This window comes from Vibrio sp. MarTm2 (assembly GCF_027587055.1).
GTDB classification, from domain to species: domain Bacteria; phylum Pseudomonadota; class Gammaproteobacteria; order Enterobacterales; family Vibrionaceae; genus Vibrio; species Vibrio sinaloensis_D.
Genome location: NZ_JAPPTK010000003.1, coordinates 546,909 through 568,801, shown reverse-complemented (window position 1 = coordinate 568,801; position 21,893 = coordinate 546,909). Strand labels below are relative to the sequence as shown.

The 21,893-nt window shown below is 46.1% G+C and carries 17 protein-coding genes; 11 read left to right on the top strand and 6 right to left on the bottom strand.

What is annotated here, in order from left to right:
* Positions 1–858: 858 nt before the first annotated feature.
* Positions 859–1,311 carry a dCMP deaminase family protein gene (locus OH458_RS10175; protein ID WP_038134952.1) on the top strand — a complete coding sequence of 151 codons (453 nt, stop codon included), beginning with the start codon at positions 859–861 and terminating at the stop codon, positions 1,309–1,311.
* Here OH458_RS10175 and OH458_RS10170 read toward each other — a convergent pair.
* Positions 1,294–3,921, bottom strand: a complete 2,628-nt coding sequence (locus OH458_RS10170) for a hybrid sensor histidine kinase/response regulator (RefSeq protein WP_269978232.1) — start codon at positions 3,919–3,921, stop codon at positions 1,294–1,296. The genes OH458_RS10175 and OH458_RS10170 overlap by 18 nt on opposite strands.
* A 700-nt stretch (positions 3,922–4,621) precedes the next feature.
* Between OH458_RS10170 and OH458_RS10165 the strand changes: the two genes are divergently transcribed.
* The 5 genes from OH458_RS10165 (at position 4,622) to OH458_RS10145 (ending at position 8,822) form a co-directional block, all read left to right on the top strand.
* Positions 4,622–6,058, top strand: a complete 1,437-nt coding sequence (locus OH458_RS10165) for a glyceraldehyde-3-phosphate dehydrogenase (protein ID WP_269978231.1) — start codon at positions 4,622–4,624, stop codon at positions 6,056–6,058.
* Between the two features lie 183 nt (positions 6,059–6,241).
* Positions 6,242–6,454, top strand: coding sequence for a hypothetical protein (locus tag OH458_RS10160; RefSeq protein ID WP_005469857.1), 213 nt, complete (start codon positions 6,242–6,244; stop codon positions 6,452–6,454).
* Entirely contained in the window at positions 6,435–7,652 is a 1,218-nt protein-coding gene (locus tag OH458_RS10155) for an alpha/beta hydrolase (protein ID WP_269978230.1), read from the top strand. The genes OH458_RS10160 and OH458_RS10155 overlap by 20 nt, the downstream gene beginning before the upstream one ends.
* A gap of 186 nt (positions 7,653–7,838) precedes the next feature.
* Positions 7,839–8,324 (top strand): acyl-CoA thioesterase, encoded by a 486-nt coding sequence (locus OH458_RS10150; RefSeq protein ID WP_038134947.1) that lies wholly within the window; start codon positions 7,839–7,841, stop codon positions 8,322–8,324.
* A gap of 252 nt (positions 8,325–8,576) precedes the next feature.
* Positions 8,577–8,822: a hypothetical protein gene (locus OH458_RS10145; protein ID WP_005469500.1), complete on the top strand. Its 246-nt coding sequence runs from the start codon at positions 8,577–8,579 to the stop codon at positions 8,820–8,822.
* Positions 8,823–9,152: 330 nt separating this feature from the next.
* On the opposite strand, the gene malG is transcribed toward OH458_RS10145, so the two are convergent.
* The 3 genes from malG to malE form a co-directional block, all read right to left on the bottom strand.
* Complete coding sequence (malG, locus tag OH458_RS10140) at positions 9,153–10,043, bottom strand: maltose ABC transporter permease MalG (RefSeq protein ID WP_005469620.1); 891 nt, start codon at positions 10,041–10,043, stop codon at positions 9,153–9,155.
* A gap of 12 nt (positions 10,044–10,055) precedes the next feature.
* Entirely contained in the window at positions 10,056–11,627 is a 1,572-nt protein-coding gene (gene malF / locus OH458_RS10135; protein WP_005469628.1) for a maltose ABC transporter permease MalF, read from the bottom strand.
* Positions 11,628–11,702: 75 nt separating this feature from the next.
* A complete protein-coding gene (gene malE, locus OH458_RS10130; RefSeq protein WP_038134944.1) occupies positions 11,703–12,884 on the bottom strand; it encodes a maltose/maltodextrin ABC transporter substrate-binding protein MalE in 1,182 nt (393 codons plus the stop codon).
* 669 nt (positions 12,885–13,553) lie between these two features.
* On the opposite strand from malE, the gene malK reads away from it, so the two are divergent.
* The 3 genes from malK (at position 13,554) to OH458_RS10115 (ending at position 16,008) form a co-directional block, all read left to right on the top strand.
* On the top strand, positions 13,554–14,675 hold the full coding sequence (malK, locus tag OH458_RS10125; protein WP_269978229.1) for a maltose/maltodextrin ABC transporter ATP-binding protein MalK: 1,122 nt from the start codon (positions 13,554–13,556) through the stop codon (positions 14,673–14,675).
* A 171-nt stretch (positions 14,676–14,846) separates the two neighbouring features.
* Entirely contained in the window at positions 14,847–15,224 is a 378-nt protein-coding gene (locus OH458_RS10120; RefSeq protein WP_269978228.1) for a hypothetical protein, read from the top strand.
* A 22-nt stretch (positions 15,225–15,246) separates the two neighbouring features.
* Positions 15,247–16,008, top strand: coding sequence for a GGDEF domain-containing protein (locus OH458_RS10115; RefSeq protein ID WP_269978227.1), 762 nt, complete (start codon positions 15,247–15,249; stop codon positions 16,006–16,008).
* A gap of 68 nt (positions 16,009–16,076) precedes the next feature.
* Here the strand turns inward: OH458_RS10115 and OH458_RS10110 are convergent, their stop codons facing one another.
* On the bottom strand, positions 16,077–16,892 hold the full coding sequence (locus tag OH458_RS10110) for a phosphate ABC transporter substrate-binding protein (RefSeq protein ID WP_269978226.1): 816 nt from the start codon (positions 16,890–16,892) through the stop codon (positions 16,077–16,079).
* Between the two features lie 199 nt (positions 16,893–17,091).
* Between OH458_RS10110 and OH458_RS10105 the strand changes: the two genes are divergently transcribed.
* Positions 17,092–17,445, top strand: coding sequence for a DUF3024 domain-containing protein (locus OH458_RS10105; protein WP_005469533.1), 354 nt, complete (start codon positions 17,092–17,094; stop codon positions 17,443–17,445).
* Positions 17,446–17,487: 42 nt separating this feature from the next.
* Here OH458_RS10105 and rnb read toward each other — a convergent pair whose 3' ends face one another.
* Positions 17,488–19,491, bottom strand: coding sequence for an exoribonuclease II (gene rnb, locus OH458_RS10100; protein ID WP_269978225.1), 2,004 nt, complete (start codon positions 19,489–19,491; stop codon positions 17,488–17,490).
* A gap of 428 nt (positions 19,492–19,919) precedes the next feature.
* Between rnb and OH458_RS10095 the strand changes: the two genes are divergently transcribed.
* On the top strand, positions 19,920–21,863 hold the full coding sequence (locus OH458_RS10095; RefSeq protein ID WP_005469478.1) for a DEAD/DEAH box helicase: 1,944 nt from the start codon (positions 19,920–19,922) through the stop codon (positions 21,861–21,863).
* Positions 21,864–21,893 lie beyond the last annotated feature (30 nt).

Genomic DNA, 21,893 nt, shown 5'->3' with positions numbered 1-21,893 from the left:
ATGGTAGGCAAAGAATTGTTAAGTGAGGTATCTCGATGAGAAAAGCAGAAAAAAGAAAACCCCACTAAGCTTTCGCCTAGTGGGGTCTAATCTTACTCGCAGCAATCCGGCTACTAATAGGTGCTCCCTGCATCTATTCCTTGATAGCACGCTGAATCCTTCAGCACTTTCCTTATCATCGCCATCCTAGCGGTGTCCTTGGCAATCCAGCCCGTTAACTTTCCTAGTTAACTCACATCACTTAATCCTTAAGCGGTGTCCCTGTTCTATCATCCTGATAGCATTGCCTTAGTCCGTTAAGCGTCCATTGTCTTTCCTTGTGTAACCATCCTAGTTACTAGCGTCCAGCCAATGTCCTTCGCTTTCCTTGCCGACCATTCATCCTGAATAATCGAATCTTCGTCCTGAAGATGACCTATCCTTGGGTCTTTCCTGTTCCGTGTCTGCTCCCTGCTGACAACTTAAGATTAAGCAATCGACCAAATTAAACAATCAAATAATGGACAAAATCACCCTATCAAAACTGAACAAAAAGCAAACAAAACCATATAAAACAGATACTTAAATATTGTTTTAGAGATTTTCTCAGGCTAGATTCCGCTTTACGCTCACGCCTTTGTAAGAGATCTCGCACAAGAAAGCGGGCAATACGTCATGTTCTGAAGTTTGAGCACACTTAGCTTTGTGTGATCCAGATCGTCTAATATCGTTGCAAACACCCGCCGCCGAGAGAATCAACACGCATTTTCTGGACTAAAGCGGAATAAATTAGGATATTATTAGCCGATCTCTATCACATTAATCTTTTTCTTATTCAACCTCGATTGGATAAGAGGTCATCTCCAGAGGACAAACTTAATGATATCGAAGTGGGCACAACGCTTTTACCAAATGGCGGAACTTGTTGGCTCTTGGAGTAAAGACCCCTCAACACAAGTTGGCGCGGTCATTACTAAACAAAATCGTATTGTTTCCGTTGGCTTTAATGGCTATCCACATGGCATTTCAGACAGTGCAATGACAGACGATAGAGAGATGAAATACCTCAAGACTCTCCATGCAGAAGAGAACGCCATTCTATTTGCAAAGCGCGATTTGGACGGCTGCGAGATTTGGGTTACCCATTTTCCTTGTCCAAACTGTGCGGCTAAGATTATTCAAACAGGCATCTCTGCGGTCCACTGCCCTGAGCAAACCCCAGATTTCCTCTCTCGATGGGGAGACAAAATCAAGGTCAGCCAAGAGATGTTTTTGCAAGCTGGCGTTAAAGTAAACTGGTTGCCTTTAAGTGACCTAGAAGGTGACGCTTAGTTTCTCAAAGATGTCAAAAAGCTGCTTTGATTTGTAGGGCTTGGGGAGATAAGCGTCCATACCCGCATCAAAGCAGCTCTGAATCTCCTCAGGCAATACGCTGGCGGTGAGTGCGATAATTGGCACCGGCGCTTTTTGATTTTCCCGTTCCCAATTACGAATCTCTTTCGTGGCCGTTAATCCATCCATAATCGGCATCATGCAGTCCATTAACACCGCGCAATACTCTTTGCCACTCTTGACTAAACTTAACGCCTCTAAACCGTTACTGGCTATTGCAAACTCAATCCCTACCTTACTAAGAAAAAAGCTGGCTATTTTCTGGTTCATTAAGTTGTCTTCAACAATCAGTACCCGCTTAACATCCCCGGTGTCTGGCATGGGCGGCGGGACCTGCCGAGCAATGCGAAATCGAGAGTCGTTTTGACATTGACTCAGTACATTTTCAAACCTTTTACCTAAAATCGGTAGTGTCACTTGCGCGACAAGTAGTCCTTCGAGATCGGGCTCAATGTACAAATGATGCTGAAGGCCGATAATGTCCGCAGACGTAAACTGCGCTCTTAACTTAGCTAAGTCTTGTCGGGACTTTGAATGACGCGCTAAACAATACACCACAAGGTCAAAATCATCAGATAGATCCGTCACTTGCTGACAGTTTTCACTCTGCGTGACACTGCTACACAAGCGCACACATTCTTTATATGCAAGCTGCTGGTGAGTGGCTTGATTGGAAATGAACAGGACTTTAAGATCGTAACAAACTGGAGCCGGTGACCGCTGTGGTTTTACTAACGGCAGAATAACGGTAAATCGACTGCCCTCTCCAACGCGAGATTCAACCACCAGCTCACCACGCATCAATTCAACCAATTGACGACAAATGGCTAGCCCAAGACCCGTGCCACCAAAACGACGAGTAATGGTGCCATCTTCTTGCGTGAACGGTTTGAAGATGTCGCTTAGTTTATCTGCGGCAATGCCGACACCGGTATCCAATACCTCGATATTTAAGCGATGCTGCCCATCAACCGAGTGTCGAACCAATACAGACCCATTCGCACTGAATTTGATCGCATTGCTCAGCAAATTCATCAGAATCTGTTTGACGCGAAATTCATCCATTTCAGCATACACAGGCACATCATCAGCAAACTCCACTTTCAACGTGACTTCCTGCTTGAGCGCCTGAGCATTAACCATATTCATGGTGTCAAAAATGATCTCACGTAAGTTTGCAGTGTGCGGTGACAGCACCAAATTACCCGATTCAATTTTAGAGAGATCAAGTATGTCGTTGATCAACACCAACAAGGCATGAGACGACGCATCAATATCATTAAGGATCTCTTTCTGACTGCCGTTTAACTGGCTATCTGAAAGAATTTCTGTCATGCCGATAATGCCATTCAGTGGAGTTCGTATCTCATGGGACATGTTGGCCAAAAACACACTTTTTGCCTGATTGGCCGCTTCTGCGTGCTCCTTGGCTTCAACGAGTTTGGTTTGATACGCTTTTTGCCGCGCAATGGTGTCATTCAACTCATGGGCGAAACGAGTAAATTCATCATTCCCATCGATAGGAATTTGATCAACATGTCCGCTGTCTCGCATATTGCTCATCACCGTTAAAATGCGGGTGAGTTTAGAATTGATCCGATATAAGGTACTGGCTCCCCACGCAAAGAGGAGAAAGAAAACCGCTATTCCAGCGCTCGCGATACCCCACATGGTGTATTGATTGGTTTCTATTTCATCAATAAGTTCTTGCTGAAGTTGCCTAGAATAGGTGATGAGTTGTTTTTCAAGAAGTTGGTTTCGTTTCTCTACAATCAGAACAGCCTGCTGAACCTCTTGCTGAGAAAAGCGATTGTAGAGGAGCTGCTCTTTGACAAACGCGCCTTGCTGAAAGTCTGGGCTCGTAAAGCTTTGCAGCAGCCCTTGGAACTGTTGAGTATCCGCGCCAAGGCTGATGAACTTATCTAAATAATACTGTTGGCGCTCGCTAATGCGAAAGTACTCCGGCGCAAAATCGGCGTAAGGCCAGCCTTCTGTTTCGACTTCCTTAACCAACCACGCCTCTCGCTCCATCCAAAAATGAAGCCAACTGAGGTCACTGAGAATGATATCAAGCTGGTGTACTCGGCTATTAAAATGAGCACCTTCAGTAAAAAGAATGCTGGAATAGAGGTCGTATAAGATGTCATAGATCAGGCGACCAAGTTCCACGGTTTGCTGCGGACTTGCTTGATTTAACTCTGTAATCAACTGATGCAGTTCCACCACATAGCTTGACGACACCTCGCGTTCTGCTTTGTTCGACAGCATCTTGTTTTGTTTGGTGAGTAAGAGATCTAAAGCGCTCTGTGCGAGTGCAATCGACGTTTGCCCATCTTGGCCACTCAACTGCTTAGACAAGGCTGCATAGCTATGATGCGAATACTCCATCAAGAGATTAATGGACGCATTTTTTTCACTGATGACCTGATAGCTTTCAAGTCGCTCTTGTATCTGATGAACCTGATTAGCACTGAGTAAAACAATCACAATAGTTGGAAGCAAGCACAGGATCAGCAGTCGACTTTTTATAGACATTCTTGTCAAAAGCATTTTGATTTCAATCCTTGAATCAAATGAGCAATCTAGAAATTCAATTGTAGGAGGTTATTCAATGGTATTCACACTATTGTGAGAATTTGCTGACGAGATAGCGCTAAGTTTTCAATGTATTGAATGAAAGCAAGCAACGAAACGGTTAAAACTTAGAGTCGACGATACGATTGCGAGCATACGCAGCGTAATAAACCAATGAAACAAGCACACTATTTATCGACTAACCTGAGTAGACGAATCATACAATCGCAAATCTCGGACACGAAAAGGTGATCTCTGCCAGCATTGACGCGAGCCACTGATGCAGGGACACAGCACCGCGAAAGTCTAACCCTCAATTTGGCCTGTTTTGTTTACATTTAGCGTTGATAAGTCACGTAAGATCACAGAATTAAATAAACAAAAGATTAAGCGTTACACTATTTATGTGCTACTGGTATTTTTCTTCACGAAATAACTATCAAGATTTGAAATTGTCAATAAGCATAACCACTGAGAAATCTTCTGCTAATTCACCAAAATACTCCACAAAAACAGTAACATCACCTGTCATTAATTTTGCTAGCAGAATAAGATGTTAAGCATTACAATCCTGCCGCATAAAAATTACAAAATTCAAACACTGCAACCATCTCTACTCGCTCCCCTACAAGCAAAGTAGAGTCAGCCCCCAAAACGTGAAAGGTCCAAACGAAACATGAGTCCAGAGAAACATCTTTTAGAGTGGCAAACAAGCCAAACGATTGCGGAATCAATTTCTCCCCTACTTGGTCAGCTTTACCGTCAAAAAGGCGTAGAAGTGTTACTTTTCGGTAAAACACTCGTCAACGCAGCGACCATTGATATTATTAAATCGCACCGCCTCGCACGCCGTTACACCGGCACGCCTCTCACCCCAGAACAGACTCTTCCTCTAATCAAAGCCTTGTCAGAAATGGAGCTGTCTCCATGTCGTATTGATGTAGGGCAGCTGGCTCACCAATTCTGGCAAGGCCGCGACGACGCTCACGGTGTGAAAGACTTTTTACACACCTCTTTGATGGGTGCAATGGACGGCCAAACCGTCTCAGAACCTCGTGATGTTGTGCTGTATGGCTTTGGCCGTATTGGCCGTCTTCTTACTCGCCTGTTGGTAGAGAAAAGTGGCCCGGGTTACCCACTTCGATTGCGCGCTGTTGTGGTACGTGGTGGTAAAAAAGGTGACCTAGAGAAACGTGCAAGTCTACTGCGCCGCGACTCAGTCCACGGACAGTTCAACGGTAGCATTGTTGTTGATGAAGAACGCAAAGCGATCATCGCTAACGGTAACTACATTCAGTTCATCTACGCGAACAAACCAGAAGACGTTGATTACACAACTTTTGGTATTAAAAATGCGCTTGTTGTCGATAATACGGGTGTATGGCGTGATGCAGAAGGCTTAAGTCAGCACCTAGCTTGTAACGGTGCAGAGAAAGTCCTTCTTACCGCGCCAGGCAAAGGTGACATCAAGAACGTTGTATTTGGTGTGAACGACAAGGTGATCCAAGCAGAAGATACCATCGTTTCTGCGGCGAGCTGCACCACAAACGCGATTACCCCAATCTTAAAAGCAGTCAATGATAAGTACGGCGTGCTTTCAGGCCATATCGAAACGGTACACTCGTTTACCAACGACCAAAACCTGATTGATAACTTCCACTCAGGCGAACGTCGCGGACGCAGTGCTTCACTGAACATGGTTCTTACAGAGACAGGTGCAGCTAAAGCCGTCGCAAAAGCACTCCCAGAGTTGGCAGGTAAGCTGACAGGTAACGCGATTCGCGTCCCAACGCCAAACGTGTCGATGGCAATTGCTAACCTAAACCTAGACAAAGGCACCGACAAAGAAGAGCTCAACGCTTACTTGCGTGAAATGGCATTAACGTCTGAACTATCAGCCCAAATCGACTACACAGAGTCTACCGAGATCGTTTCAACTGACCTTGTAGGTTCACGCTTTGCAGGCGTTGTCGACGGTGCGGCGACCATTGCTCAAGACAACCGCTGCGTGCTTTACATTTGGTATGACAATGAATTTGGCTACAGCTGCCAAGTTGTTCATTGTATGGAGCAGATGATGGGCGTTCGCTACAAAACGTTCCCAACAAAATAATCTGCCTATAAATGGATATCGCCCCGTGCATTGCTCGGGGCAAAACTCCACAACACTATAACGTATAATAATCCCCCGTATTTGCCACCTTCGTTTAACGATGGTGGCTTTTTTGCGCCTTGTTCATGTTTCATTCATTTACGCCGTCTTATTCTGGTTATCAAATTAGAAGAGGTATCCAATATGAATAGAATTCTCACCAATGTGTTCGCCTTGTTTATCGGCATATTTACCATTCTGTTTGGCCTAATCTTAGCAATCCCATTGACGATTGCCGCGCTTATCACGGGCAAAAAATTAGAGAAGTCGTTAAAAGCAAACCACTTTAATTTTAGAGACGTAAAACAGGACAAAGAACGCGTGCTTGAAGGCGAGTATGAAGAAGTCACAAAGTAAACCAGAACAAACCGAATACACAACGCGAAAGATATCTGCTTTCGCATTTTACCTTGCCGCAACAATGACCGCATTGATTGTCGGCTGCAGTTCACCAGTCGAAGACCCTGCCTATGAAAAGGCTGCTGCGTTGCCAGACTATAGCCAAGATAGCTTTGCCCAATACGTCGCTGAAACAAAGAGTTGGCTAGAGCAACATCGCCTTTTCATCACCGAAGACAAACAAGCCGAGCTAGCAAGTGTATTGCCCCACGAATATCGCCCCGCTCAACCAAACGGTCAAGGTGTGCTTTTGGTGCACGGACTGGGTGACTCTCCGTACTCTTTTCACGATATCGCCACACACCTTGCCGAGCAAGGGTACTTGGTCCGAACAATACTCCTTCCTGGTCACGCCAGTAAAGTGGGAGATTTACAACTTCCAACCTTGCAAGACTGGCAGGGAGTCGTCAATCATCACATTAAATTACTCAAGCAAGAAACGGCTCAACTGTGGCTAGGGGGTTACTCTACAGGGGCGAACCTTGCGACTTCTGCAGCGCTATCCGATGAGTCTATCCAAGGGCTGTTGCTCTTTTCTCCGGCTCTGGAACCCGGTTCAGGGGTGGTGAAATTTGCAGAACTTGCTAGCCACTTTATTACGTGGGCAGACCAAGACCCAGAGGATAATCCGCTACGTTACAACTCTCTGCCGATGAACGCGGCGGCCATTTATTACCAGACTTCCGCCATCGTCAGAGAACAACTGGAAGCCGCAAATTACTCTCGCCCCGTCTTCATGTTACTCAGTGAGGGGGACAAAGTGATCAATACCGAATATGCAGTCTCAACCTTTAGTGAAAAGATGCCAAACGCAGCAAACCATATTGTATGGCAAGGCGAGCACGATCTCAGTGAGCCCCGCTCGACTCGGTTCAGTATGAGGATACCCGAACAGCGCATCTCCAATGGCTCTCACATGGGGTTGCTCTTTTCACCCACAAACCCAAATTATGGCGTTGGTGGTAGCAACTTGATTTGCAGTAACGGTCAACCAGAAGAGACATTGAACTCATGCGCACAAGGAGAAGACATTTGGTTTTCTGCTTGGGGGTACGTTGAACCGGGAAAAACCCATGCTCGACTCACCTATAACCCCTATTTCGAGCAGAGTATGGCGATAATGGACAAGGTAATGTCTGGCCAACGTCAATCTTAGCGCTTTTAAGCCCAGCAAGATGCTGGGCTTCGTTTTACACCGCGACACTCGCTTATCTACCGATACCCACACTAAATCTCAATAAATCCAAGCTACACTCGAATATAGGTTGCACGTAAGTAACAGCTTTGTTATTTAAGAACGACAGCCAATAACAATAACACTGAAAGCACGAAGGATTGACAGATGAGTACCGGTCAACGAGATATTACGCTACGTTTTTTAGCCGAACCTGGTGATGTAAACTTTGGTGGCAAAGTCCATGGTGGCGCCGTCATGAAATGGATCGATTTGGCTGCCTATGCCAATGCAGCAGCGTGGAGTGGCAAATACTGCATTACTGCCTATGCAGGGGGAATCCGCTTTGTTCAACCTATCCATGTTGGCAACTTGGTCGAGGTCAGCGCGAAGGTCATTTATACCGGACGAAGCTCAATGCATATTGCGATTGATGTGCAAGCTAGTGACCCTAAAGAGTTGAAAAACCGCCTCACGACACACTGTATCGTGATCATGGTAGCGGTCGATGAACATGGAAAACCAACCGATGTACCAGAGTGGGTTCCACAGACTGAAGAAGACATTGAGTTAAGAGACTCCGCCATTCGCCTAATGAATATGCGTAAGCAGATCGGTGAAGAGATGGAAGCGCATGTTAAGTATTTAAAATAAGCATCTAAAGCAAAAGTGGGGCCAAGCGCGCCACTTTTTGCACTTCATCAAACCACTATTACCACGTCCTCTATTTCCCCCCAACCTCACACTGTCACGTAATTCATGCTCAGCTAATTCTCATTTTGTTCACTTTTTTAGGTTCATTAGCTTGTTTTATGTCAGCCGTTTGTAAGGCAATGAAACTGTCATTTTTCTTTCATCTAATTTTGATTAAATCCGCTAACTATCTTTAAGTCGGAAGGAACATTCGTGAGCTTAACTGACATTACACTCAGTGAGACGACATTAGTAAACCCAAAGGCGGTTGAGTATCAGTGGGTACGCACCATGTACGTTGAAGGGTATGCAGAGCAAGAGATCAATCACTACATTCGCACCTGCTTCGGAGGAGATGACACCTTTGCTGACCTGTTTAGAAAAGTGGCGTTATCACAAGAGAGTGTCTACGTTTTGCTGCGCTATCTGGGTTGCGCCCCTTCAAGCCGAGAATTTTAGTTCGTTTTCAACTATTGAGCCCAACTTACCAATGTAACAAAGTGCTTTGTTGCATATTCATTTGAACACTGCGTCGCATCCAAGCCCCAATTGCATATCTTTCCGTGTCTTAATTCTTATACTTGCAACTGGCGATTAGGCATAAAAAAACCCGGGACAAACCGGGTTTTGGTTACAAAAACTGTTAGAAGTAAACAGTAAGGAATCTCACTAACAGCCAGCTATGCGTAACGCCAGAATTGCGCTCTTCTTAACTGATCGGCGGCCAAACCAAAATTGTTAAGTCGAGATACAAAATGGGCGACCTCGCGGTCGCCCTTATCGTTCTTATTAACCTTTCACACCGCCGGCGGTTAATCCTCCGACCAACCAACGCTGCGCAAGTAAGAATACGATGGTAATTGGTAGTGCAGACAATACTGCTGCTGCTGCAAAATCACCCCACAGATAGTTCTGAGGGTATAGATACTGCTGCATACCAACCGCTAATGTATATGAGTTTACATCAGAAAGTAGTAGAGATGCTACTGGAACTTCACCAACCACCCCGATGAACGACAGAATAAACACCACCGCAAGAATAGGTACTGAAAGTGGTAGCAGCACTAATCTAAAGGCTTGCCAAGGCGTCGCGCCATCTAGAGCAGCCGCTTCTTCTAGCGAGTTATCAATCGTTTCAAAGTAACCTTTGATTGTCCATACGTGCAGAGCAATACCACCTAGGTATGAGAAGATCAGGCCGCCATGCGTGTTCAAACCAAGGAATGGAATGTACTGTCCAAGCTTATCAAATAGCGCATAGAGTGCTACCAGAGCCAGTACCGCAGGGAACATCTGGAAGATCATCATCGCCTTTAAGATGGTATCTTTGCCTTTGAAACGCATACGAGCAAACGCGTAAGCAGACGTAGTTGACAGTGCCACAATCAGGATAGATGTAATCCCCGCTACTTTCACAGAGTTCCATAGCCATAACAAAACTGGGAATGGCGGTGGTGTTACAGAGCCATCTGCATTGGTCACAGAGAAGCCAAGCGCCAATTTCCAGTGCTCCAGCGATGGATTGTCTGGAATTAGACTACCCGTCGCGAAGTTACCTTCACGGAATGAGATAGCCACAATCATTAACAGTGGGAAAATAATCGCTGACAGGAATATCCAAAGCGCAGCGTGTGTTGCCCATACACGGTATTTAAGAGATTTACCTTGTACCATTGCCATTGTCGGTACTCCTTAATCCTGAGACAGCTTAGTGAAACGTAGGTTGAGTAGTGCGAGACCACCGACCAATAGGAAGATAAGTGTCGCGATAGCACTTGCTAGACCGAAGTCTTGACCGCCGCCACCTTCAAATGCGATGCGGTAGGTGTAGCTAACGAGTAGGTCTGTGTAACCCGCAGGCTCTGAAGTTCCGATCATGTTCGGACCACCTTGAGTCAATAGTTGGATTAACACGAAGTTGTTGAAGTTAAATGCAAAGCTGGCAATCAGTAGCGGCGTAAGCGGCTTGATCATCAGTGGCATGGTAATACGACGGAAGTTATCAACAAAGTTAGCACCGTCAATGGCAGACGCCTCATACAGATCATCAGGAATCGCTTTCAGCAGACCCATACACAGAATCATCATGTAAGGGAAACCAAGCCAAGTGTTCACAAAGACAATCATCACTTTCGCCATCAATGGGTCAGAGAACCAAGAAGGGCTTAAACCAAACAGCGCCTCTAACACCATATTGATCTCACCAAAGCTTTGGTTAAAGAGACCTTTAAAAATCAGAATCGAGATGAAAGCAGGGACCGCATATGGAAGGATAAGCAGTACGCGGTAAATCGCGCGGCCTTTGATTTCTTCCCACTGAACTACGCTCGCTAGGACCAAACCAATGATAACGGTAAGACCAACCGTCAGCGCAGAGAATACAACCGTCCAAATAAAGATGCTAACAAACGGTTCTTTGATGCCATCATCTTTCCAGACACGCTCAAAGTTTTTCGCGCCGATACCGACGACAAAACCTGGAGATACCGTTGAGCCTGTGAACTGGCCGTTTTCATCAACAGGTTGATAGAAACCCACTTCCATATTTGGACGCAGTGTTTCACCCGTACGATTACTGTATAGCGATTCGCCATCATCTTGCAGTGTGTACAAAGGAACAACCGCCGCAAACTTACGTAGACCGCTCATACGAATGTCTTCACCTGATGGCAGGTGCAAATCGACTTCGCCTAAGCTGGTTTTGTTCTTGATGATGGTTTTGATCTTTTCTTTTTCACCGCTCACAGACTCGACTGGAGCCAAATCCATATCGGCACTTGGTGCAGCAATATTAAATTCGTCAGTCGCTAACAGTTGATCACCTTTTTTTACAGCGATTCGGTGACCGTTGTCTGTCTTGTAGAGGGTGAAAGGATAGCTGTCACCACTTTGGAACGTTCGATCGAGCAATACGGATTGGGCTCGGTCGAAGGAAAGCTGGTTTTTGGCACTGTAGTTGGTGAAGGCGAGGTTTACCGTGTACGCAAGAGGGAACAGGATAAACAGGATCATCCCTGCAATACCTGGATAGATGTAACGGTGCGCGTAAGTCTTTTTACTACCAAAGATATACAACGCCAGTGCGGTTAGAATGAGAGTAAGCAGCGCGAAGGCTGTCTCACCACGAGAATACATTAAGACAGTGGCGTAGCCATTAACGATACCGACAGAAGCCAGAATTGCCCATTTAATAAAGACGTTTTTACTTGATGGCAAGCTCGTTGTTGTAGATGTCATCGCATCTGTACCTTGAACTGACTGCATAAGAGAACCTGCTAGCGATAATAAAACTGAGAAAGGAGGAGAGGTTACCCTCTCCTCAAAAGGGTATTACTGAAATTATTTGGTCATTTGCTTTTCTGCATCTGCAAGGGCTGCATCTACAGTTTGACGACCGTCAACAACGTTAACGATAGCATTCTTCGCTGCGCCCCAGAACGCACTCATTTGAGGGATGTTTGGCATGATTTCGCCGTTCATCGCGTTATCCATAGTAGCGGCAATGCGCTTGTCTGCATCTAGCTCACGTTGGAAAGAGTTAAGTGCTACCGCACCTAGTGGTTTGTCGTCGTTCACTTTACGCAGACCGTCGTTAGTCAGTAGGTAGTTCTCGATAAACTCAACCGCTAGGTCTTTGTTTGGAGAAGCAGTGCTGATACCCGCAGTCAATACGCCAACAAATGGTTTAGAAGAGTGACCGTTGAACTTCGGCAGCGTCGTTACACCGTAGTTGATGCCTGACTTCTCGATGTTGCCCCACGCCCAAGGACCGTTAATGGTCATCGCTGTTGTGCCTTGGTTGAACGCTGACTCAGAAACAGAGTAGTCCATATCAGAAGAGATCACGCCTTTCTCAACCAAGCCTTTAACGAAGTTCATTGCGTCTTTCACGCCATCTTTCGCGATGCCCGCATCTTTAACGTTGTAACCCTCTGCGCCGTATTTAAACGCGTAACCGCCATCTGCAGCCATCAGTGGCCATGTGAAGTACGGTTCTTTTAGGTTCCACATGATCGCAGACTTGCCTTCTTTCTTAAGTTTCGCGTCTAACGCTTCCACTTCTTCCCAGCTCTTAGGTGGGTTTGGCACTAGGTCTTTGTTGTAGATTAGAGACAGTGACTCTACCGCTACAGGGTAGCCGATCAGCTTGCCATCATATTTCACGGCATCCCATGCAAAATCAACGATGCCTTCTTTGATCTCTTTTGATGGTTTAATTTCAGCAAGAAGACCAGATTCTGCGTAACCACCGAAACGGTCGTGCGCCCAGAACACAATATCAGGACCGTCGCCTGTTGCTGCAGTTTGAGGGAACTTGTCTTGTAGACCATCTGGGTGAGCAACGGTCACTTTAATGCCAGTGTCTTCTTCGAACTGTTTACCTACTTCAGCAAGTCCGTTGTAACCTTTATCGCCATTAATCCAAATGGTTAATTGACCTTCTTCGATAGCAGCGTTTGCACCAAATGAGCCAAGAGCAACTAATGTTCCTAGTGCCACTGTGCTTAGGGCGTTTTTCATGTTCATATCCTTTTTAATTTTTGTGTTGTAGGGGTCAACCGAGAGGCTTCACCGTATTTCGACATATATTTTCAGCCAAACTGACTAACAGCTCATCCTCCTACTCCCTACGCCCTCAGTATTATGGACTATTTTCGTGATCCCCATCGTTTGAGGTTGGAGAGCAAAATCACAAAAACGACTCTTTATGTGACCGATTTCAATGTTACGGCGAGAAATTATTTGAACTGGATCTAACTGCGCCTTTCTCCCCCTCCTACCCCTCCTCCTTATCTACTACCCCCATAAAAATTTCAGTCGGGAGGATGTACCCAGCGCTGAATCAACGCAGACTACAGACATCCAAGAGTGGATAGTAAGAACCCTTAACAGTCAGTTCTTTTACAAGAGCGCGCTGATTTGCAACGCCGCAGGGGTTTGCTGTGATAACGTAAGCATTCGTAGGGTTGTAATCGCAAGATTTCACAAAAACGGGGGAGATGCTTATGCTATACGGGGGAAGCAAACTCTACATTGGCTTTGGTGGGTGATGAGAGAAATCCATCACCCAAATTTTCTTACTAACTGAAAGAATCCATTCCTTACCAAATTCCTACTGTTATTGCTCGCACGATAATTCATATAATGATGAGCAGTACAAAATAAAAATATTGATCGAGGGCGAGCTAGATGGCGAGTGTCACGTTAAAAAATGTATGTAAAGCTTACGGTGACGTACTAATTTCAAAGAATGTTGATTTGGAGATCAAAGAAGGCGAGTTTGTTGTCTTCGTTGGCCCATCGGGTTGTGGTAAATCAACACTACTGCGCTGCATTGCTGGTCTAGAAGACATCACTTCGGGTGATCTTTACATTGGCGACCAACACATGAACGATGTTGAGCCGTCAAAACGCGGCGTGGGCATGGTATTCCAATCATACGCACTGTATCCGCACTTAAACCTATACGACAACATGTCGTTTGGCCTAAAGCTTGCGAAGGCAGACAAAACAGAGATCGACAAACGTGTCGAGCATGCCGCTGAAATCCTGCAATTAAGCCACCTACTAGAGCGTCAACCTAAAGCCCTTTCTGGTGGTCAACGTCAACGCGTTGCGATCGGCCGTACCTTGGTGTCACAGCCTAATGTTTTCCTACTGGATGAGCCTCTCTCTAACCTAGACGCCGCGCTACGTGTTCAAATGCGTTCTGAAATCACCAAGCTGCAGCGTAAACTGGGCTGCACCATGATTTACGTAACACACGACCAAGTGGAAGCGATGACCATGGCTGACAAGATCGTGGTTCTCGACGCGGGTTTTGTTGCTCAGGTGGGTAAACCTCTTGAACTGTACCACTACCCGCAAAACCGTTTTGTTGCTGGCTTTATTGGCTCTCCTAAAATGAACTTCATGAGCGTGTTCATTGAAGCGGTAGAAAAAGATCGCGTAATGGTTCAACTGGCTAACGGTACGACCTTCTGGATTCCAGTTGATGGCACAACAGTGACCGCTGGTGAGCGCATGTCTCTTGGTGTTCGTCCAGAGCACTTGCTGCCAGCCAATCAAGGTGACGCAACCATTGAAGGTGAAGTGAATATCGTTGAAAAACTGGGTAATGAAACTCAGGCGTACCTACACATTGACGCCGCTGATGCAGATATGATCTATCGTCAACCAGACACACTGGATGTCGAGCCTGGTGATAAGCTATCGGTAGGTATTCCTGCACACCGCTGCCACTTATTCCACAGTGATGGCATAGCGTGCCGACGCCTACACCAAGAAGCTGGTGTGGATTTACCTGCTTAATCTAGACGTGTGAAATAACAACCCGAGCCTGACTGCTCGGGTTTTTTTATACTCATTTAACACACGCTGTCATCTAAAACTCTATTCAACTCACATCACGAGAAAAATAAGCAACAAGGTTCTTATGAAGATTCTACACTTACAGTGATTTTATATGCATGAGAACTTACTTTGATCAAACAAGGCAACTACGTTAACAGGCCCTTACCTTGGGTTATCTGCGCGTCAGTGTTTCTGAACGTGCTGTTTATCGTATACCTTGTGGTTCAAACCAATGCGATTAATCGCCTAGAATCGGTCGCTCTGGAACAATCACCGATTAGTGTTGAAATGACACAGAAGCTGACCGACATAGAGCGAGCCATCGGTTATGTAGGCTTCATCCACCATTTTAAAAACTATGTTATTCGACGAGATGAACGGTATTACCAACTGGCACTGGCAAGCTACGCCGATGCTGTTAAAAAAGTCATCGAGTTCGAAGCTCTCACCAACAGCAACGAATTGATTGTCGAACTAGAAAGCATGCGCGCTTCTCGGGTACAGTGAAACCGAACTAAGAAACCTCCCTTTGGAACAACTTGTTACGTCGGAGTATCAGGCCTTTTGTTCCCATTACCGAGAACATGTGTTTAACAGTGACAAGCCCTATGCCGAATACAAACCACGCCGAGTTAAAGCACTCACCCAATCCCAGCGAGAAATTGAGTTGGAGATCGCTATAGCCTCTCAGCGTATTGGTGATGAAAATCGTAGCGTTTGCATCATTCGCGATATGACTTATCACAATGAACTTAAACTTAAAGCGGAAAAAGATAGCCTAACCCAATTGCTAAATCGGTGGATGCTCGATGAGTTGTTACAAAAAGAGATCGACCGATGCAACAGAAGCGACCAGCCGCTCTCACTGCTCTTGGTCGACATTGATAACTTTAAGACAATCAATGACAAACTGGGACATGATATAGGTGACGTCATTTTGAGGGAAACAGCAAACTTCCTTCAACAAAGCACCCGTTCATACGACCATATTGGTCGCTGGGGAGGTGACGAGTTTATTTTGGTGTGCCCCAATCTCAGTGTGAAAGACGCAGAAACATACGCACATCGACTATTAAGGCACTACCGTAAACTCAAAGAAATATTACCTCACAATATCTCCTTAAGTATTGGTATCGCGACCATGTCGTCAGAGGTATTCAATCAACAAACGCTCTTTAAAAGGGCTGATGTTGCACTGTACCACGCCAAAAATGCGGGCAAAAACCGCTGTGCGCATAGCGACAAACTGCCCGCTCGCAATGCGCAAAAAACTCGATATAGCCGAGCGTAACTCATGCTTCACATAACTTTCGCGAAGGCCAAAAGAAAAGAGAGCAGCGATGCTCTCCTTCAACAGTTTTATTTGATTGGCGTGTAGCCATATTCTCCGATCAGTGCTTTTGCTTCGCTGCCAGTGAGGTAGCGAATAAAGGCCAATGAATCCTTATCCACTTTTTCGGTTTTATACAGCACAAGGAAAGGACGAGACAGTTCATAACGGCCCGTTGCGATGTTTTTCTGGTTAGCTTCAATCCCCTCAAATTGAATCGCCTTGATTGAGCGATCCACCGAGCCAGTCGAAATAAAACCTATCGCTTGCTTGTTATGATTAACGATGGTTTTCACCATGCTATTGCTGTTGACCACCAAGTTGTCTGGATTAATATCCGACACTAAACGCCCGTTGATAACTTTCGTTAGACCTAAAAGACTTTCAAAACTGTAACGTGAGCCTGACGATGCCTCGCGGGTGACAACGGCGATTTTTTGATCGTGGCCACCAACTTGCTTCCAGTTGGTAATTTTTCCCTTGTAGATGTCGTACAACTGCTCACGAGTCACATTTTGAATTGGGTTCGATGGGTTCACCACAACGGCTAACCCATCGAAAGCTATTGGTGTCACCGTCAGTGATTCATCTTGCTCGCTCTCTGTTAAGTAACGTGAGCTCATCCCGATGTCTGCGACGCCTTTCTTAATTAACGTGATACCAGCCGTTGAGCCAACACCTTGAACGGCAATGTAGCTGTCAGAATGAACTTGATTAAACTTTTCGGCTAAAACGTCCATTACACGAGCAACAGACGTAGACCCAGATACGTTGACTTCTTTAGCCGTCACAGAGGGGACTACAAATGAGAAAGACACCAGTGCAGCAAGCACAACACGAACCATAATTTTCTCCCATTAAAACTTGGTAAGCTTCCAAACAGGCTGTCATCTTATTGCGGTTACATGACATTTTTGTGAAAAGCTATGCAGACAGCAAAATTCCGGTTACATAGTATAGGGAGTGCATCTGAACACTAACGAACTTGGTGGTGCGTTAACGGTAAACGTCCAATCAGGTGCTAAACCAACTAAGGGAGCCACAATGAGCGTAGTGAGTTTGCTACAAAGGCAAGTGGAGAGTCGAGCGCAGCTCATTTGCCAACAACGCAACCAAAGCTTGCCAGCAGAGCTTGGTAAGGCGAGCTATGAAACGATCGAAAACGGCGTTGTGTTCATCAAACAACATTTTCTGCTCGACTCAAGCCACTGTGATTACATGTTGCCTGTCGCAAAGGTCGCATGGTCGGAAGGAAAAAGCAGCTGGGAGCTTTACTTACCGGACCAATCAACCTTAGAAAGCTGGTTGCCCTATCCGTTTCTTGCTCAAAGTAGTGATCTGACAGCAATCATGCGAGAAATAGATAAAGATCCAAAATCGATGTTTTGGGAAGATTAAAAAAGGGTGCGACCTGCGCACCCTTTTAGCCTTTCGAATCGGTTATTCAGCGTCTGAAGTGACTTCCTCAACCGTTTTAACCTCTTCAAATATCTGAGTCGGTTTAGCAACAATGCTGCGGCTTTCTTGGTTTACGTCAGAAAGAACCACTTCCAGAACGTCACCCAAACGGTAAACCACTTCTTTATCGATGGAAATCGTACCCTCGTCTGCATTGCATTCTAAACGTTCTTTATTCGCCAGAATCAGAGAACCAGGAATAAAGGCGGCAGCGCCATTCTCCACCAAACGAACGCGCATTCCTGCTCGGTTGATGTCAAAAATCTCACCGTGGAACTTCGTCTCTTTTGCTGGCTCATCGGCAAGCGTACGAGCGTACAGCCAATCGCCTACATTGCGTTCAGCAATCTTGTGATGTTTACGGTGAAGCGCTAGCTCCTCACCTACAGTTTCATCGGCTGTTTGCACTGGCTCTTTACCCAAGATATGTGCTTTAAGCATACGGTGGTTGATCATGTCGCCGTATTTACGGATAGGTGACGTCCACGTTGCGTATAGCTCAAGACCCATTGCGTAATGTGGCAGCGGTTTGTTGCCAATTTCGCTGTACGCTTGTGACTTACGGATACGATTATCAAGGTAAGAGGTTTCTTGCTCAGCTAACCAGCGACGTAGCGCAGCAAAACCTTCAAGAGTCGCAACAGACTCAGCGGTAAACGGCAGTTCACCATCAGGATTAACCAGTTTCACTACGTCTTCAATCTTTTCTGGTTTGAAGCCTGCGTGAGTGTTGAATACGCCGGAATCAAACGTCGCTTGAAGCGTTGTACCCGCACAGATGTTCGCGGTAATCATCGCTTCTTCAACAAGTCGGTTGGCACTACGGCGCATATCTGCATGAATGGCCACAACATCGTTATCTTCACTCAACTCGAAGCGATAGTCTGGGCGATCTGGGAAAACAACCGCGTTCTTTTCACGCCAATCCGCGCGCGCAAGTGAAAACTCATACAAGTCGCGAACCACTTGAGCTATCTCATCACTTGGTTGCCAAGCTTCAGACGCGCCATTCTCGATCCAATCAGAAACGTGGTCGTACGCGAGACGCGCATGAGATTTAATGTTTGCCGCGAAGAAGGCAATGTCATCGCCAATCACACCCTCTTTGCTCACCGTCACGCGGCAACATAATGCAGGACGCTGCTGGTTTTCGATCAAAGAACATAACTCGTCAGCAAGATCACGAGGCAGCATTGGAATGTTGCGGCCAGGAAGATAGATCGTAAAGCCACGTTCACGAGCCACTTTGTCCATTTCACTGTCTGGCGTGATGTACGCCGTTGGATCGGCAATCGCAATCGTCAGCTCAAAGTCACCTGCTTCGCTCTTTTTGGCGTAGAGCGCATCATCCATATCTTTGGTTGATTCACCATCGATAGTGACAAACGGGATATGGGTCATGTCGAGACGTTCAAGATCTTCGTCATCTATGATTTCCCAGTTATCGATACCTGCTGGCTCGCTGTTTGGCAAATCGTTTTGCGCCAATGTCACCCACCAAGGCGCGATCTTGTCATCGGCATCAGTGATCTTCTCGGTAATCTCGACGAAAAAGCCGTTGTCACCTTTCAGAGGATGGCGAATAAGCTGCGCGACAACCCAGTCACCTTCTTTTAGATCGTCACTCTTAATGCCTTTGCGAGTCTTCGCTTTCAGTGACAACTTCTTTAGTTGAGGATGATCAGGAGCAACATTTAGCTTACCCTTAAACAGCTTTACACGACCAATGAAGCGGTTGAGTCCTTGTTCCAATAACTCTTCTGGCTCAGCTTGTTCACGCTCTTTTTCAGTGCGAATGATCGCCTTAACCTTATCGCCATGCATACACTTTTTCATGTACGGAGGTGGGATGAAGTAGCTTGTCTTGCTATCCACTTCTAAAAAGCCGAAGCCTTTTTCCGTTGCTTTGATGGTGCCTTCTTTTTTTGGAAGGTTTTCTTGAATCTGCTGCTTCAATTGAGCCAGTAACGGGTTATCTTGGAACATCTCTACATTTCTTACTGAAAAAATTGCCCACACTATATCACTGGCACTATAGCCAAGCCACCTTGAGCTGATAACTAATCATTCAATTGTCAGTATCGAAAACCATTTTTGGCTAAGGTTTCAGCGCCGCAGCGCACATCTTAGCCAAGATTCTCTCTGCTGAGAAAAATTTGTGATGTAATTCAATTTTTTCTGGCTTTTTTTATGCTTTTAGGGAATAATCCGCCCCCTTATATCAATGCCCCTCTTGATGTGCGACAACTTTGTGCATCCATTTATTAGCGGCATCGATGTGTTTTATGTCCCTAGTGGCTTGATGCGATTTACGACTTGTCCGCATCTGAATGGAATCAGCTCTTATCTGGATTGGTATTGGAATTGGTAGAGCTCGTGGGACCTTTTGTTGACATAAAAATAGTAGGATCCCAATGACAGATTCTGTAATTCAGTTTAGCGATCTAGCGCTTAACGACTCTATCCTTTCAGCTCTTGATGGTATGGGTTTTGTTTCACCAACTCCAATTCAGGCTGCTGCTATCCCGCACCTGTTGGCTGGTAAAGACGCGCTAGGTAAAGCTCAAACTGGTACTGGTAAAACGGCTGCTTTCTCTCTACCTCTTCTTAACAAACTAGACCTTGGTCAACGTAAGCCTCAAGCTATCGTTCTTGCACCAACTCGCGAGCTTGCAATTCAGGTTGCTGCGGAAGTTAAGAACCTAGGTAAGAACATTGCTGGCCTTAAAGTGCTAGAGATCTACGGTGGTGCATCTATCGTTGATCAAATGCGTGCTCTTAAAAACGGTGCTCACATCGTTGTAGGTACGCCAGGTCGTGTTCAAGACCTTATCAACCGTGACCGTCTACACCTAGACGAAGTACACACGTTCGTTCTAGACGAAGCTGATGAAATGCTAAACATGGGCTTTGTGGATGACGTAACTGAAATCATGGAGCACGCTCCTGAATCAGCACAACGCGTTCTATTCTCTGCGACTATGCCTCCAATGCTTAAGAGCATTGTTGAGCGCTTCCTACGTGACCCAGAAACCATCGACGTTGCGGGTAAAAACCACACGGTAGACAAAGTAGAGCAGCAATTCTGGGTTGTTAAAGGCGTAGAAAAAGACGAAGCAATGTCTCGTCTTCTAGAAACAGAAGAGACTGACGCGTCAATCGTATTCGTACGTACTCGTCAAGATACTGAGCGTCTAGCTGACTGGCTATGTGCACGTGGCTTCAAAGCGTCTGCACTACACGGTGACATTCCTCAGTCTCTACGTGAGCGTACTGTTGATCACATCAAACAAGGTGTTATCGACATTCTAGTTGCAACTGACGTTGTAGCTCGTGGTCTTGATGTTCCACGTATCACGCACGTATTTAACTACGACATCCCATTCGATGTTGAGTCTTACATCCACCGTATCGGTCGTACTGGCCGTGCTGGACGTAAAGGTAAAGCGATCCTTCTAGTTCGTACTAACCAGCTTCGTATGCTTCGCACTATCGAGCGTGTTACTAAGTCATCAATGGAAGAGATTCAACTTCCTCACCGTGACAAAGTTGCAGAATCTCGTCTAGCGAAACTGGGCGCTGAACTAGAAACTGAAAAAGAACACAAAGCACTAGAGAAGTTCTCTGAACTGGTTGAAAAACTGCAAGAATCTCTAGAGCTAGATGCAGCGACACTAGCAGCCATCCTGCTTAAGCGTCAGCAAGGTAAGCGCCCACTATTCTACATTGGTGAAGATCCAATGATTGAAGCGATTGAGCGTGATAAGCAACGTCGTAAAGAGCGTCGTGAAGGCGGTCGTGATGGTCGTCGTGAAGGTGGCCGCAGCTTCGACAACCAAGATTGGGATACTTACCAATTCCAAGTTGGTCGTGAGCAAGGCGTACAAGTTAAAGACATCGTTGGTGCACTAGCAAACGAACTTGGTCTAACAAAAGGCTCTATCGGTGCGATCAAACTAGCACAAGGCGAAACTTACGTTCAGCTACCAAAAGCAATGTCTTCAGATACAGCGGGCAAACTGCGTAAGCTACGTATCCGTCAGAAGCAAGTTGACGCGGTTGTGTGTGACTTCAACGATTTCCGTGAACCTCGTCGTGGCGGTGGCCGTGATGGCGGTCGTGGTCGTCGCGATGGTGGCGGCTACCGTGGTAACCGTGACGGCAACCGTGAAGGTGGCTACCGTGGTAACCGTGAAGGCGGCCGTGATGGTGGTGGCTACCGCGGCAACCGTGATGGCAACCGCGAAGGTGGTCGTCGTGATGGCGAGCGTCGTTTTGACCGTAACCGTGGTGGCGACCATCGTGGTAACTACCGTGGCGAACGTGGCCATGGTCGTGACCGTCGCAGCGAAGGTTAATCAACCTCTGAACATGAAAAAAGGGTACGC

Coding starts and splice junctions, on each gene's coding strand:
- OH458_RS10110 (WP_269978226.1), bottom strand. CDS start 16,892: ATGGTTCGTGTTGTGCTTGCTGCACTGGTGTCTTTCTCATTTGTAGTC.
- malG (WP_005469620.1), bottom strand. CDS start 10,043: ATGGCAATGGTACAAGGTAAATCTCTTAAATACCGTGTATGGGCAACA.
- OH458_RS10170 (WP_269978232.1), bottom strand. CDS start 3,921: ATGCTTTTGACAAGAATGTCTATAAAAAGTCGACTGCTGATCCTGTGC.
- OH458_RS10175 (WP_038134952.1), top strand. CDS start 859: ATGATATCGAAGTGGGCACAACGCTTTTACCAAATGGCGGAACTTGTT.
- OH458_RS10150 (WP_038134947.1), top strand. CDS start 7,839: ATGAGTACCGGTCAACGAGATATTACGCTACGTTTTTTAGCCGAACCT.
- rnb (WP_269978225.1), bottom strand. CDS start 19,491: ATGTTCCAAGATAACCCGTTACTGGCTCAATTGAAGCAGCAGATTCAA.
- malE (WP_038134944.1), bottom strand. CDS start 12,884: ATGAAAAACGCCCTAAGCACAGTGGCACTAGGAACATTAGTTGCTCTT.
- OH458_RS10095 (WP_005469478.1), top strand. CDS start 19,920: ATGACAGATTCTGTAATTCAGTTTAGCGATCTAGCGCTTAACGACTCT.
- OH458_RS10160 (WP_005469857.1), top strand. CDS start 6,242: ATGAATAGAATTCTCACCAATGTGTTCGCCTTGTTTATCGGCATATTT.
- OH458_RS10105 (WP_005469533.1), top strand. CDS start 17,092: ATGAGCGTAGTGAGTTTGCTACAAAGGCAAGTGGAGAGTCGAGCGCAG.
- OH458_RS10155 (WP_269978230.1), top strand. CDS start 6,435: ATGAAGAAGTCACAAAGTAAACCAGAACAAACCGAATACACAACGCGA.
- malF (WP_005469628.1), bottom strand. CDS start 11,627: ATGCAGTCAGTTCAAGGTACAGATGCGATGACATCTACAACAACGAGC.
- OH458_RS10165 (WP_269978231.1), top strand. CDS start 4,622: ATGAGTCCAGAGAAACATCTTTTAGAGTGGCAAACAAGCCAAACGATT.
- malK (WP_269978229.1), top strand. CDS start 13,554: ATGGCGAGTGTCACGTTAAAAAATGTATGTAAAGCTTACGGTGACGTA.